This window comes from Pseudomonas kulmbachensis (assembly GCF_963681935.1).
GTDB lineage: Bacteria > Pseudomonadota > Gammaproteobacteria > Pseudomonadales > Pseudomonadaceae > Aquipseudomonas > Aquipseudomonas kulmbachensis.
Window position 1 is genome coordinate 2,762,476 of sequence record NZ_OY817088.1, and the last position, 13,779, is coordinate 2,776,254.

The 13,779-nt window shown below is 53.8% G+C and carries 13 protein-coding genes and 3 pseudogenes; 5 read left to right on the top strand and 11 right to left on the bottom strand.

Translation table 11 applies throughout. The annotated features are described in order from the left end of the window. Positions 1–16 precede the first annotated feature (16 nt). The 3 genes from U5A05_RS12505 to U5A05_RS12515 all read right to left on the bottom strand — a co-directional run bounded on the left by U5A05_RS12505 (position 17) and on the right by U5A05_RS12515 (position 2,460). Complete coding sequence (locus U5A05_RS12505) at positions 17–598, bottom strand: TetR/AcrR family transcriptional regulator (RefSeq protein WP_321833101.1); 582 nt, start codon at positions 596–598, stop codon at positions 17–19. Between the two features lie 66 nt (positions 599–664). Beyond that, positions 665–1,921, bottom strand: coding sequence for a cation:dicarboxylate symporter family transporter (locus U5A05_RS12510; RefSeq protein ID WP_261738264.1), 1,257 nt, complete (start codon positions 1,919–1,921; stop codon positions 665–667). A 113-nt stretch (positions 1,922–2,034) separates the two neighbouring features. Continuing rightward, positions 2,035–2,460, bottom strand: a complete 426-nt coding sequence (locus tag U5A05_RS12515; RefSeq protein WP_321836507.1) for a VOC family protein — start codon at positions 2,458–2,460, stop codon at positions 2,035–2,037. Positions 2,461–2,614: 154 nt separating this feature from the next. On the opposite strand from U5A05_RS12515, the gene U5A05_RS12520 reads away from it, so the two are divergent. Further along, positions 2,615–3,493, top strand: coding sequence for a LysR family transcriptional regulator (locus U5A05_RS12520; RefSeq protein ID WP_261738265.1), 879 nt, complete (start codon positions 2,615–2,617; stop codon positions 3,491–3,493). A gap of 102 nt (positions 3,494–3,595) precedes the next feature. Here the strand turns inward: U5A05_RS12520 and U5A05_RS12525 are convergent. Next, a pseudogene (locus tag U5A05_RS12525) lies at positions 3,596–3,844 on the bottom strand (SDR family oxidoreductase); the annotation flags it as partial. Between U5A05_RS12525 and U5A05_RS12530 the strand changes: the two are divergent. Next, positions 3,843–4,502, top strand: a pseudogene (locus U5A05_RS12530) (AraC family transcriptional regulator); the annotation flags it as partial. The pseudogenes U5A05_RS12525 and U5A05_RS12530 overlap by 2 nt on opposite strands. A gap of 64 nt (positions 4,503–4,566) precedes the next feature. On the opposite strand, the gene U5A05_RS12535 reads toward U5A05_RS12530, so the two are convergent. The 6 genes from U5A05_RS12535 to U5A05_RS12560 all read right to left on the bottom strand — a co-directional run bounded on the left by U5A05_RS12535 (position 4,567) and on the right by U5A05_RS12560 (position 9,757). Beyond that, positions 4,567–5,163, bottom strand: coding sequence for a LysE family translocator (locus tag U5A05_RS12535; protein WP_321833104.1), 597 nt, complete (start codon positions 5,161–5,163; stop codon positions 4,567–4,569). A gap of 109 nt (positions 5,164–5,272) precedes the next feature. Beyond that, positions 5,273–6,109 carry an AraC family transcriptional regulator gene (locus U5A05_RS12540; protein ID WP_321833106.1) on the bottom strand — a complete coding sequence of 279 codons (837 nt, stop codon included), beginning with the start codon at positions 6,107–6,109 and terminating at the stop codon, positions 5,273–5,275. Positions 6,110–6,323: 214 nt separating this feature from the next. Next, positions 6,324–7,532, bottom strand: a complete 1,209-nt coding sequence (locus tag U5A05_RS12545) for an MFS transporter (RefSeq protein ID WP_321833107.1) — start codon at positions 7,530–7,532, stop codon at positions 6,324–6,326. Between the two features lie 106 nt (positions 7,533–7,638). After that, the gene (locus tag U5A05_RS12550; protein WP_321833108.1) at positions 7,639–8,502 is read right to left on the bottom strand and encodes a LysR family transcriptional regulator; all 864 of its coding nucleotides are present in this window, start codon (positions 8,500–8,502) and stop codon (positions 7,639–7,641) included. Between the two features lie 183 nt (positions 8,503–8,685). Beyond that, a complete protein-coding gene (locus U5A05_RS12555; RefSeq protein ID WP_321833110.1) occupies positions 8,686–9,096 on the bottom strand; it encodes an NUDIX hydrolase in 411 nt (136 codons plus the stop codon). Between the two features lie 160 nt (positions 9,097–9,256). Beyond that, complete coding sequence (locus U5A05_RS12560) at positions 9,257–9,757, bottom strand: Lrp/AsnC family transcriptional regulator (RefSeq protein ID WP_261738273.1); 501 nt, start codon at positions 9,755–9,757, stop codon at positions 9,257–9,259. Positions 9,758–9,876: 119 nt separating this feature from the next. On the opposite strand from U5A05_RS12560, the gene U5A05_RS12565 reads away from it, so the two are divergent. The 3 genes from U5A05_RS12565 (at position 9,877) to U5A05_RS12575 (ending at position 13,595) form a co-directional block, all read left to right on the top strand. Further along, positions 9,877–10,911: a histone deacetylase family protein gene (locus U5A05_RS12565; RefSeq protein ID WP_261738274.1), complete on the top strand. Its 1,035-nt coding sequence runs from the start codon at positions 9,877–9,879 to the stop codon at positions 10,909–10,911. Positions 10,912–10,962: 51 nt separating this feature from the next. Beyond that, complete coding sequence (locus tag U5A05_RS12570) at positions 10,963–12,015, top strand: ornithine cyclodeaminase (RefSeq protein ID WP_321833112.1); 1,053 nt, start codon at positions 10,963–10,965, stop codon at positions 12,013–12,015. Between the two features lie 164 nt (positions 12,016–12,179). Further along, positions 12,180–13,595: an amino acid permease gene (locus tag U5A05_RS12575; protein WP_321833115.1), complete on the top strand. Its 1,416-nt coding sequence runs from the start codon at positions 12,180–12,182 to the stop codon at positions 13,593–13,595. On the opposite strand, the pseudogene U5A05_RS12580 reads toward U5A05_RS12575, so the two are convergent. Beyond that, positions 13,594–13,776: pseudogene (locus U5A05_RS12580) on the bottom strand (transposase domain-containing protein); the annotation flags it as partial. The gene U5A05_RS12575 and the pseudogene U5A05_RS12580 overlap by 2 nt on opposite strands. Positions 13,777–13,779 lie beyond the last annotated feature (3 nt).

Here is a 13,779-nt window from a genome sequence, read left to right on the forward strand (position 1 = left end):
CTTAAAAAAAACGCCCCTATGCCAGCAGGCGCTCACTCGTCATTAGTGCCGTGTCAAAAGCAGCTGTTGTATTGCGCACTTTCACCAGCAGTGATGCCCCCAACCACAATTGATACAGCGACTCAGCCAGTGTTTCTGCGTCTTGGGTCGAAGTGATTGAGCCATCAGCCATTCCTTGCTGAACACACCGCTTGATTCTCTGGATGATCAGCGCGGTGCCCTCCTCCAATACGCCGCGCATATCTTCCGACAGGTCGCACACTTCGGCACCGAGTTTCACCACCAGGCATTTCTCCTCGGGATGATCGAACGCCTGCGTCTTCGCCCAATAGCGCAAATAGCCAAGGAGCCGCTCGGCACCCGTCCCTTGCGCCGCCATAACAACGTCTACCCGCCCGATGTACTCCTGAAAGTATTCTTCCAATAGTGCCTGGCCGAATTCCTCTTTGGAGCGGAAGTAGTGATAAAACGACCCTTTGGGTACACCCGCCGCCTTCAGCACTTCCATAAGACCGACAGCGGTGTAGCCCTTGTGGGTCATCAATGCCTTCGCTACATCGATGATGTGTTGTCGCATGTCTTGAGTAGGTTTTTTCATAGTGGGCAAAGCCTAAAAAAAACTAGACCGGTCGTCTAGAGCCACTATTGAGTATCTGACGAACGACTAGACGCTAGCGGCTGGATGAGCCCGCTCGGGTTCCAGTTCGACCCTTTCCCACTTGGCGATCACCAAAGGTGCGATGGCGTTGCCCAATACGTTCAAGGTGGTGGTACCGCTGTCGATAATCCTGAAAATGCCGGCAATCAACGCCACCCCCTCCAACGGCAACCCGGCAGACGCCAATGTCGCTGACAAGATGATGATGGCAAAACCCGGCACCCCTGCTGCGCCCTTCGAAGTCAGCACCATCGTCACCACCAGCAGGATCTGCTGCGACAGCGACAGGTCGATGCCATAGAGCTGCGCCACGAAAATTGTCGCCACACCGAGAAAAATCGATGCGCCATCCAGGTTGAATGCATAACCCACCGGCACCACAAAACTGACGATCCGACGCGGTACACCGTAGTTCTCCAATCGCGTCATCAACTGCGGCATAACGGCGGCAGACGCGGCACTCGAAAACGCCAGAATCAACTCATTGCGAAAGTAGCGGATCAACTTGAAAATGTTTTCGCCAATCAAGTAGCAAATACCGCCGAGTATCACCAATGCGAAAACAATCAGCGCCAGGTAAACCACCCCGATTAACTTGAGCAACGGCAACAATGAGGCGAACCCAAACGTCGCCACGGTCGCGCCGATCATCCCGAACACACCGATCGGTGCGTAAGCCATGACGATTGAGACGACCTTGAACATTGCATCGGAAAGGCTCTGAACCACCGCGATGAAAGGTGCGCTTTTGTCCTTCGGCAGAGCGTTCAATGCCATGCCTAACAGCACAGCGAAAAACAGCACGGACAGCAACTTCGCTTCTGACATAGCAACCAGCACATTGTCAGGGACGATGTTTTGCAAGATGACCAATGCGCCTTTGGACGGCTCCAGAGTGATCGCTGCAGTACCGTGCGAAATACCGGAAATGTCGGTGCCCGTACCCGGCTCGAAAACGTTGGCGAAACACAAGCCAATAACAATGGCCAAGGCGGTAATGGCAAAAAAGTAGCCCAGCGACTTTATCCCCATGCGACCAAACGACTTGTTATCGCCACCGCCTGCGATGCCCAGGATCATGCAACAGAACACAATCGGTACAACCACCATCTTCATCATCTTGATGAAGATATCGCCGAGTGGTTTGAGGATCTCCGCACTCACCCATGTCTGATAATACGGATGCGTATTGAAGTACCAACCGACAAGCACGCCAAGCAACAGCCCGGCAACGATTTGCCACACCAAGGGAATACGTTTCATGTCTAGCCTTCTTGTTGGAATGAAAGGTCTGCGTCTATTCGCAGTTGCTAGAGTCATGAGCTTCCAGCTCATTTGAGATCAAATGGCACAACGCAGTTGTGCCATGGGTGTTGTTACTTGGCGAAGAGCTGGCTCATATCCTTGAAAGCCTTGAACTCAAGAGCGTTGCCGCACGGATCAAACAAAAACATGGTGGCTTGCTCACCCACTTGGCCTTTGAAACGTATGTACGGTTCGATCACGAATTCGGTACCAAACGACCTCAGACGTTCGGCCAGTGCCTCCCACTGTTCCCAACCTAAAATGATGCCGAAGTGCGGAACTGGAACATCGTGCCCGTCGACCGGGTTGCTATGAACGCTTTCCTGCGAAGCGGTTTTTGGATGTTCGTGAATCACCAGTTGGTGACCATAAAAATCGAAATCTACCCACTGCGTGCTGGAGCGCCCTTCTTCAAGACCAAAAACCTCACCGTAAAAGGTGCGAGCTGCAGCCAGGTCGTAAACGGGGATTGCGAGGTGGAATGGCGAGAGGCTCATCAGAACTCCAAATATTTTTTGTTGGTTAGCGAGTATTTCCACCGTCATTGGCTCTCTGGATTCAGCCGTTGCCGGGGGTGGAAAACATCGTAAGACGGAAAACAAAACATAAAAATCAATATATATTTCTTAGAAACACAATTAATATTTGTGAATGATCAAAGAACTGAAGACACTCATTGCTGTGGCGCGGGAAGGCACATTCGCCGCTGCCGGCAACAAGATCGGCCTGACTCAGGCCGCCGTAAGCGCGCAAATCCAGCGCCTGGAAACCGAGCTCGGTTTTGAAATTTTCGACAGGAAAGGACGCTCAGCCCATCTCAACAAAATGGGCCACCAGATACTTCTGCAGGCGCAAGAGCTGCTGAGGCTTTATGACAATTTGGGCTCTACAACGTTGGGCAAGCCTCCCAGCGTGCTGGTCAACATCGGTGCGATTGCGTCCGTGCAGCGCTCCTATTTGCCCGATGCGCTAGCAAAGTTTCACCAACAGTGTCCGCAGTGCCGCACACGTGTCATCCCGGGCCTTTCAATGGAGCTGGTGAACCTCGTCGACGCCGGTGAGATCGACATGGCCGTGATCATTCGCCCGCCCTTCTCCCTTCAAAGTGACCTGCGCTGGACGACGTTGGCACTAGAGCCCTACCGACTGATCGTGCCAAGTGACCTAGAGGGAGAAGACTGGTCGGAACTGCTGTCCAGCCAGCCATTCATTCGTTATGACCGATCATCCTTCGGCGGCAGACAGGTCGATCGTTTCCTGCGGCAGATGCATTTCACCTTGCAGGAGGTTTGCGAACTGGATGAGCTGGAGGCCATCATCAAGCTAGTTGAAAAAGGTGTAGGCATAGCGCTGGTGCCACAGACAGAACTTCATCAGGAATGGCCCGCAGGTGTACGAGCGATCGATTTGGGACAACACACCTTTCACCGGGATATCGGGCTGGTACATCGGTCTCGACACAGTTTTACGGAGCCTGTGCGAATTTTAGTTCAGCTTATAAGTGATCAGGTAATAGCCGTTTCTAAATAACAGCCTCCAAGCAAAAAGGTCTCTTAGGGGCCCTTTTGTACCCAAACCGAAATCACTTGGAGTGTAATGGTCCAATGATTCCGGACACCCATTCAGGTGTGGCTAGAGCAACTGGCCGCCCGAGATATCAAACGTCGTCCCGTTAGCCCAGGCCATGTCATCCGACAGGATGGCCGCAACTGCACCGCCTATATCGTCCGGAAGACCGACACGACCCAGAGCGATCCCTTGTGCCACATAGGCATTCACATCTTTGTTGTCGCGTACCGCACCACCCCCAAAATCGGTTGCGATGGCGCCTGGGGCAATCGCATTCACCCGGATTTTCCGCGAACCGAGTTCCACGGCCATGATTGGGCAGATTCTTGATACTGATGAGGGGCAGCCCTACGTTGCGGTATCACTAGTGCTGGATCCGGCTATTCTGGCGCAATTGGCCGTGACCATACCTGCGGTCAGCGAGAGCGAGCAAAAAGGAATGGGGATCACAATAAACCCGATGACCAGTTCGCTGCGCGACACGTTGCTGCGCTTATTGTCATTACTCGACACGCCTGCCGACATTCCGGTTCTCGGCCCGATGGTCGAGCGGGAATTACTTTATCGTCTACTGCAGGGCCCACAGGGCCGGCTACTGCGCCAAATAGCCCAACCCGATGGCGCTCTGGGCAGCATCCGGCGGGCAGTTGCCTGGATCAGGGATAATTACAGTGTCCGACTTCGTATCGAGGCGTTATGCGATGCAAGCGGAATGAGCCGGGCAAGCCTGCATCGCCATTTTCGATCGATGACAGGCCTCAGTCCCGTTCAGTATCAAAAACAGCTCAGACTGCAGGAAGCTCGCCAGCTTTTACTTGCTGGCGAGCATCGCGCATCTGATGTGGCTTACGCAGTAGGCTATGAAAGTGCATCACAGTTTAGCCGCGAGTACCTCCGGCAATTCGGTACACCGCCAGCACGAGATGTACGACAGATACGGCAGTCGATCGGCACTCCAACAAGGACGTAAACACAAGACTGACTTTTTGGCTTCCTGCGTTCTCATTTTGCAATACCGTCTCGCTCTATAAGACCTATGCCAGCACTGTCAGCCAGGCCGACACTAACAGCAAGAAAGCCAAAGCATGATTCATGCGCTTGAATGCCTGTGGTGAACCAAACGCCCGGGCACTGCCTGCGCCGAGTAACGCCCACAGGGTCATGCACAGCACTGAGACCAACAGAAACAGCAACGACAACACCATCAGCCGCATGGTGTTATCGCTGCCACCGGCAAATACGCTCACCACTGCTACTGCCATCATCCAGACCTTAGGGTTGACCAATTGCAAGGTGGCGGCACCGAGCACGCTGAGACCATCTTCGCGCGAGGAAGGCGAATCCAGGGTGGGCGGCGCGCTTTTAAATATCTGCCATGCCAGCCAACTCAACCAGAGCACCCCGGCCCAAGCGATAATCTTCTGCACTCGCGGAAACTGCAGCAGGGTTTCACCCATGCCGAGCCCGACTGCAAGCACAATCAGCGTCGCCGCCAGGCATGCGCCAAAAATGATGGGCAGTGTGGCGCCCAGTCCCCAGCGCGAACTATGGCTCAGCACCAGAATATTGGTCGGCCCTGGGGTGATCGAAGCAACGAACGCAAACAGCAGGAAAGGCAGCAAGGACTCCATAAGTCAGTCTCCCTGAAGGCGTATCGAAGGGGCAGAAAAGAACAACGAAAACAACATGGCATGGACTCCTTGATCAGATAGGAGGCCTATGGTCGCGGGTCAACGGGATTCAGTCTGGAATGTTTGAGCAGCGCTTGCGGTAATCGGCCGGTGTGAGCTGGTAGGCGCGACGGAACCAGCGCCCCATATGGCTTTGATCGGAGAACCTGAGGGTACTGGCCACCTGCGCAGGCGACTCGCCCCGCGCCAGCAATTGCCGAGCTTTGGCCAGCCGAAGCTGAATCAAATAAGCATGGGGCGCCAGCCCAAATGCTGCCTTGAAGGCTCGCGTCAGGCGAAAACGATCAACACCACAGGCCTGGGCCAAATCGTCCAGCCCGATGTCCTCGTAGACATGGGCATGCAGATAGTCACGTGCGACTTGGGCCACCAATGGCATTCGGGGGTCAAATACCTTGTGCTTGCGCCAATCAAGGTGGCAAGTAAGCGCCCCCAGCAAAGTGTCGATGGCGTTCTGACGCACAATGCGCAAGTCACCTTCATGGAGTGCCTGGAAAGCGCTATAAATGGCAGTCGCCAAGCCCGGATCCTGACTCAATGTGTCGGCAAAGCCCGGCTGACTGTTGACAGGCGCTTGCTCGAACAATGCGAGCAACTCCCGTTCCAGCCAGTGCGGATCGAGGTAGAGCATGGAATAGGTAAAACCCTCCTCGGTCGGGGCATGTCCATCGTGGATTTCTCCAGGTTCCAGCATGAATACCTTGCCCGGAGTACTGAAGTGGCGAACGCGACGGCAATTGAACTGTTGCACACCCTGCTCGGTGACACCTACCAGAAAACTGTCATGCCAATGCGGATCGTAGGCATGCCCCTGAAAATGGGCGCGAATCGACTCAATCCCTGTATCAGCATCCTGGGACAGTTCAATCCAGTTGCGTTTATTCACGGAGCGCTCCAGAGGTAATGATTTAACGTGAAACTGTGGGGAATGGCTAAATTACAACGCTTTGAAAAGATCGTTTAGAAGATTTGTGCAGGTGTTGATGAGCTACATCTGCAAATTCTGAAATGCGCAACGCGGTCAGCAAGATGGACTGGAGATGTCTACGGTGCCGGGGCGATTCACAGATTATCGATCTGTTGCCGCATAAGTGGGCTATTTAACCCTCGCCATCTGTACGAACTTGACTTTGATTCGGGACGCGCCTCCAAAGCTGCATAAGCGCCAATGAAGCAAGACTAGCGATACTGAGCGCAAGTGAACTGATTCCAATGCTCACCCCCCAGAAGTCGATCAAGTAACCAGTTAACACCGGAATCGCACCGGCAGGCACATATCCCCCCATGTTGAACACGGCGTTGGCTTCGGCTCTTCGCTGCGCTGGCACATTGTCAGCAATAAGGCTCAGTCCGCCTAACTGGCCCAAGCCTTGACCGGCGCCTGCCAGTAGCGCAGAAGTGATCAGCCATGGAGCGGAGCCGGTTTTAAGCGAGATCCATACGAAGATCATTGATGAAATAGTAGCGATCCCGCTTAGCGAAAATACGGTACGGCCGCTGAATTCCTTGGCTGCGAACTGTACGGTTACGGCCACCAGGAACATTGAAAAGGCCATACAACCTGTTACAAGGGGGCTGTTCACGCCCAGAAATGTGGCTATCAGCTTGGGGCCGAGCGACAGGATGAATGAAGTCGATGTGATTCCAGGGCCGAAGAAGGCTATCCCTAACAGCACGATGCCGAGATTTTGCTTGGCAACGGTAGGCAAACGCGGTTTAAACGAACCGATCCCAAGCTTCAGGTTCCTCTGATTAAGCAGCGCCACGAGCGCCACGCACAAAATCGCAATCTCTATTCGGAAGACGGTGTGGATCGGGTTTGGAAAATATTGCGCCACGACCCCCGCCAATAGCGGCCCGGTGCCTGCTCCGGCCACCATTGCGACAGACGCCATTAGCGAAGCAAAGTGTTTGTGATGCGGCTGAGCATGCTCAACAACATTCGCCATCCCCCCAGACACAACGAGGCCAACCGAAACGCCTGTGAGAAAGCGTGCGAGCATCAAGACGCCAATGCTGTTGGCCTGGTCGAAAAGAATGGCTGCAACGATAGCAAGCCCCACACAGGGCAGTAGGAGTGCTTTGCGCCCGTAGTGGTCGGACAACTGCCCCGCTACGGTGAGAGTAAGAAGGAGGCCTATGATGTAGCAGGCAAATATAACGGTCAGCACCCCGGACGTGAAGCCAAGGGATTGCTGCCAGGAGCTGTAGAGCGGCGTAGCAGCATTCGACAGTATAAAGATCGCGGTCACGATCCACGCTGTCCGGTACACAGCCATTGAGCTTTGTTTGGGGTAGGTACTGCTCATGGGTGAATAGCCTCTATCTTCAGTCAGAAATTCAAATTCTGACTAGGGTAGAGATATGCCAGGTGACGGCCTATTCGCTAAAAACACAAACGGGATGTGAAAAAATTCACGGATCTCGCGCCAGCATTAGCCCATCCATGAGGAAATCCAAGACTGCTCGGATTTTTAGAGAGCCGCGGAGATCTTCATGAAACGCGAGCCAGATGGGCAGTTCCAGCGGTGTGTGATCCACATCAACGGCAACCCTCGTCAGCCCATATTCCGTGCCTAAAAAATCCGGAAGGAAAACTATGCCAGCATTACCTACGGCAGCTAATGCCTGGATGCGCAGGTCATTGCTGGTGACGGAGATCGGCCGTCCACCCAGCCGATCCAGGAGCCATTGCTGCTGTATCGAATCGCCCATGCTACGGTCGTAGCCTATGAACTCGAACTGTTCAGGTTCACGTTGATCGATGTAGTCCTTGCTAGCATGAGGGTAAAAACGCAAGGAGCCGAGGCTTTTGGCGACGACGCTCTGTTCTTCCGGCCTGCTGAAGGTAATGGCAATATCCGTTTCTTTCCTCGCTAACGAAGCGGTGGACTTGGCTCCAACGAGCCTGAGCTGTAACCGGGGATAACGCTCGCGCAATACTCCGAGCCGCCGAGCTACCAAAGTTCCGAGGTACGCAGGAGGTGCGGACAAGATTACCTCGCCCTCAATGCGACTTTCTTCCCTGTCAGCAAATCGCCTGAGCGCAAGTGACGCAGACTCCATCTGCGCTGCATATTCACCTACCCTTACACCATCCTCGGTCAGTTGGTAAACACGGCCCCTACGATCTACAAGCTTCATGTTCAAAGAAGCTTCGAGCGCAGCGATTCGGCGAACCACAGTCGCGTGCTCCACCCCCAGCGAGCGTGCCGCTGCGGCTAAGGAGCCCTCATGAACAAAGGCAAAGAAAAAACGGAGGCTATCCCAGTCGAGCATATTGATCATCAGGTGTGGTTACGAGAGGCTTCTCAGCAAGCTATAGGCCTAGCTTACCGAGTAATGAGGTGACACTGCCGCATAAAGGTTGGGCTCGAGGTCGTCCCATGTTATCCGCCCTCAAGAACTTCTGCCGACCTAGCGGGTGCGGGCTGACTGGCTCAAGAAGAGCTGAACGCACACTTAGGCTTCAGCAAGGGCCGTCCGGAGAAAACTTAAAGCATCCCTGAAAACCTGATGCCATCTTTCAGAAGGCTCACTCATCAGAGGATGCCAGAAAAAACTGAATTCATGACCTCCATCATCTTCGGCAAAATGCACCCAAGTATCAGGAAGGTCTTGGGCAACATGACACTCATGAAATGCCCATGTGTGCCCCGTTGCAATGGAATGCCACTCACCCAAATCTCGCCTTGCAGTGGATTGAATCCCAGCTTCTTCTATCAACTCTCGCACAGCCGCCAAGTCGGTTGACTCACCTGGGTCGACACTGCCTTTCACTAATTGCAGGCCTGCCAATGGATGCTCAAACGCCAGGATTTCCAACGTTTCGCGGGTTCGCAGAACCACAGGGCAAGATTTATCTGCTGCCATACCGCGACACCTGTTCAGTCATCCTTATGTGAGTCGAGTAGCATAAGGGAAGCGAGCGGCCATCGAAATTGAATTTGACGTAGCAATTACCCCGTCGACTCATGCTCTGGTGCATGCGGTAACGCCAGAAACGCTGGCAGATGATCTAACCTCTGCCCATTTACTCCTTGCTCGATTTGGGTATCGCAATACGGGTACTGGTCTTGACCTCGCGTAAAGCTAGACTGGACTGAATGGAGGCAATACCCACCTGACGTCTGAGCACCTGCTCGATAAAGTCGCTGTAGCTATCAAGATCCTCTGCCAACACTTGCAGTACGTAATCGGCATCCCCGGTGATCTTGTGACAAGACAACACTTCAGGCAATTGAGCAATCACCGCCTCGAAGGCGTCGGGAGCATGATCGGCGTGGGTTGAAAAACGGATGTGCACGAACGCCATGATATCCAACCCCAGCATTCGTCGATCAAGGTTCGCCTGATAGCCCTTGATCACACCCGCCTCCTCCATTCTCTTTCGCCGTCGCCAGCAAGGCGTCAGGCTTAACGACAGACGTTCACTGAGCTCGGCGTTGGAAATGCTCGCATCTTCTTGCAGCAGCGTGAGTATCGCCAGGTCAGTCTCGTCGAGACTGATGCGTTTGGATAATTTTTTCTTCATTGAGCCAACCCAGAGTAAAAAAGCCCGAACAATCTAGATAATCACGAAAATAAAGCAAAGAAAGCGCATCCAAGCCGGAACAGAATATTTGCACTGGCTCACAATAACGGATGCGCAGAATGTTTACAGTTTTCAGTGATTCCCACCGTTTGCACCACGGCACCGAATTGAAAGACGGCGTGCTCAAGCCGTCGTTCGAACAACCCAGTCGGGCCGATACCGTCCATAACCGCGTCAAGCAGGTTGGCCTTGGTCAGATCATCGAGCCGCGGGCATTTGACCGCTCGTGCTACGTCAACGCGCACAGCGAGCGCTACGTCAGCTTTCTAGAAAGCGCTTGGTCAGAATGGTGCGCGACCGGACGTACGCACGATGCCCTACCGCTGGTATGGCCAGTTCGTGACCTGTCCAACGAGCAAGTCCCGGCTTTCATCGACGGCAAGCTCGGCTTCTTTGCCATGGACGCCGGCTCCCCGATTACCGCTACCACTTGGCAAGCGGTAAAAACCAGTGCAGACATTGCCCTCACTGGCCTGGCACTGATCGATGAAGGCCATGACAGTGCTTTTGCCCTGTGCCGCCCGCCCGGCCATCACGCAGCGCGTGAATACATGGGCGGATATTGCTATCTCAACAACGCCGCCATTGCTGCACAGCAGGCCATTACCCAAGGTGCCAAACGTGTCGCCGTACTGGACGTCGACTTTCATCACGGAAATGGCACCCAGAACATTTTCTACGGGCGTAATGACGTCATGTTTGTCTCGCTGCACGGCGAACCGGCGGTGTCCTATCCGTACTACTCAGGTTTCAGCCACGAAATCGGCGCTGGCCAGGGTGAAGGTTACAACCTCAATTACCCCCTGCCTAAAAACACCACCTGGGAAAGTTATCGCAACGCCCTGCTTCACGCGTGCAAAAAACTGCAGCAATTCGCCCCTGAGGTGCTGGTTATTTCACTCGGCGTCGACACATTCAAGGACGACCCCATCAGCCACTTCCTACTGGAGAGTGAAGACTTCATTGGCATCGGTGAGCTGATCGCAAGCGTCGGCTGCCCTACCCTGTTCGTGATGGAGGGAGGCTACATGGTCGATGAAATCGGGATCAATGCGGTCAACGTGCTGCATGGTTTCGAGAGCAAGCGCGCCTGACCCATCCCCTTGCGCTACAAAATTTCAGTTAGACAACCGGAGAATAAAAACATGACTCTTTTCATTGATGTCGACGATGCCGCACGCCTATTCACCACGATAGGAATTCGCCGGGCAATCCGCGAAATGGCGGCATACATCGAGGCCGACTATTCACGCTGGGCGCAGTTTGATAAATCGCCGCGCACAGCCAATCACTCAGCAGACGGAGTGATTGAGTTGATGCCCACCGACGATGGAAAGCAATATTCGTTCAAGTATGTGAATGGCCACCCTGACAATGGTCAGAGAAAGTTGCTGACAGTCATGGCCTTCGGTCTCCTGGCTGATGTCCACAGCGGCTATCCAACCCTGCTTAGCGAACTCACATTAACAACCGCAGTGCGTACTGCTGCAACCTCCGCATTGGTCGCGCAATCTCTCGCACGAACAGGCGCTAGCTCGATGGCAATCATCGGCAATGGTTCACAGAGTGAATTTCAGGCACTCGCTTTCCATGAAATGCTGGGCATCAACGAAATCCGTATTTTCGATATTGATCTCAACGCGTCACTCAAGTTGAAGCAGAACCTGGAGTCCTTCCCGAATATCAAAGTGATTCTTGCCAGCTCCGTACATGAAGCGGTTAAGGGCGCGGACATTGTTACCACGGTCACCGCCGACAAAGCGTATGCAACGATATTGACGCCAGAAATGATCGAGCCGGGTATGCATATCAACGCCGTCGGTGGTGATTGCCCGGGTAAAACCGAGCTGCACGCCGACATCCTGCGCAACGCTCGGGTCATCGTGGAATTCGAACCACAAACACGAATTGAAGGCGACATCCAACAACTGGAAGCCGACTTTCCTGTAGTCGAGTTTTTCCGAATTGTGCTGGGCGAAGTGCCCGGCCGCGAGAGCGATGCGCAAGTCACTGTGTTCGATTCGGTGGGCTTTGCGCTGGAAGACTTTTCTTCGCTGCGCTACTTGCACGACCTTGCGCGCAACCACCGGATCGGCGAACGCATCCACCTGGTGCCGACTCCGACCAACATAAAAAACCTTTACCAATTGCTTGATCAGCAGCCAGCTGTCCCCTCACGTCTGCGCACGGTCAGCTGATGGCTATCGGCGTTGCCCCTGAGCAATGTGCCTGGGGCCCCTTACCGCCCCACGCAACGCTAAACCTTGCCACCTACCGTCCCTAGCCGTTGCATCCCCAACAAGAAAGATAGACAGCCACTTTTCTGCCAAAACTCAAAAACATAAAATCAAGAGGTTTTGTAATGAAATCGACTCCCTCCGAACGGGCAGAACAGCCCGCGCTGCAGCGCACGCTCAGCAATCGTCACATCCAATTAATGGCCATGGGTGGCGCCATCGGCACCGGCCTTTTCATGGGCTCCGGGAAAATCATCGCCCTGTCCGGTACATCGATCATCCTCATCTATATGATCATCGGACTGTTCGTTTTTTTCGTCATGCGTGCCATGGGCGAAATGCTGCTTTCCAATCTGAATTTCAAAACCTTTGCGGATTTTGCAGGCGCCTATTTGGGCCCAAGGGCGGCTTTTTTTCTCGGCTGGTCATACTGGCTGAGCTGGAGCGTTGCTGTGATAGGCGATGCAGTCGTGGTCGGCGGATTCTTTCAGTATTGGTTTGCGAATGTGCCCGCGTGGATTCCAGCTATCGGGATGCTCGCAACACTGTTCGCGTTAAACGTACTGACTGTCAGGATTTTCGGTGAGGTGGAGTTCTGGTTCGCGATCATCAAGATCATTGCTGTTGTGACCCTAATAGGCGTCAGCATGGTGCTGATTGCGACATCCTTCGTCTCCCCTAGCGGTGTCACTGCATCATTTAATCATTTGGTGGATAAACAGGCGGCATTCCCTAATGGCTTGTTCGGCTTCTTCGCCGGTTTTCAGATGGCGATCTTCTCGTTCGCCGGCACCGAATTAATCGGCACAGCGGCGGCGGAAACCCGCTCCCCAGAGAAGACTCTGCCTAAAGCCATCAACTCCATTCCTCTGCGAATTATCCTGTTCTACGTACTAGCGCTGACCTGCATTATTGCCGTGACTTCCTGGCATCAGGTTTCACCGGTCAAAAGCCCTTTTGTCGAACTGTTCCTGGTTGCAGGGTTTCCAGCAGCAGCCGGGATCGTCAACTTTGTAGTGCTGACATCCGCCGCATCGTCAGCCAATAGTGGCGTTTTTTCTTCCAGCCGTATGCTGTTTGGGCTGGCTAGCCAGAACAACGCTCCGAGGATTTTCCAGCGATTGTCGAGCAACAGCGTGCCTCTTCTAAGCTTGGCTTTCACCACACTGTTGATGCTAATTGGCGTACTGGTGCTGTTTATCGTTCCGGAAGTCATGACTGCGTTCACCATCGTCTCTACCGTGTCGGCGATCTTGGTGATCTTCACCTGGTCGACCATCCTTGCGTCTTACATTGCTTATCGTAAAAAGCGGCCTGAGCTGCATGCACAATCTGCTTTCAAGATGCCTGGCGGCGTTCCGATGGCCTGGATTTCCCTAGCATTCCTGGGCTTTGTTCTTTGCCTGCTAGGGTTGAGACCTGACACTCGTATCGCCCTGATGGTCATGCCCGGATGGTTCGTGTGGTTGGCAATTGCTTATCAGCTGACCCGCTCAAACAAGCCTGAACCTGCAGTCGTTTCGGCAAGTAATTACAGCTGATGCTTTGAAGCTCTGCTTCAATCGCTGCGATATCAGTATCGATGAGGTCGTCGAGCAGGCTGGCCTGCTCGGGATTCATCTGCTCACTGCGCTTGGCAAATTTCAAACGCTTGAGTTGGGCGGTCTCATGGGGCAGTTTTTCGATGAGTGTCTCGACACGCTGCATCAACTGCACCGCCAACCA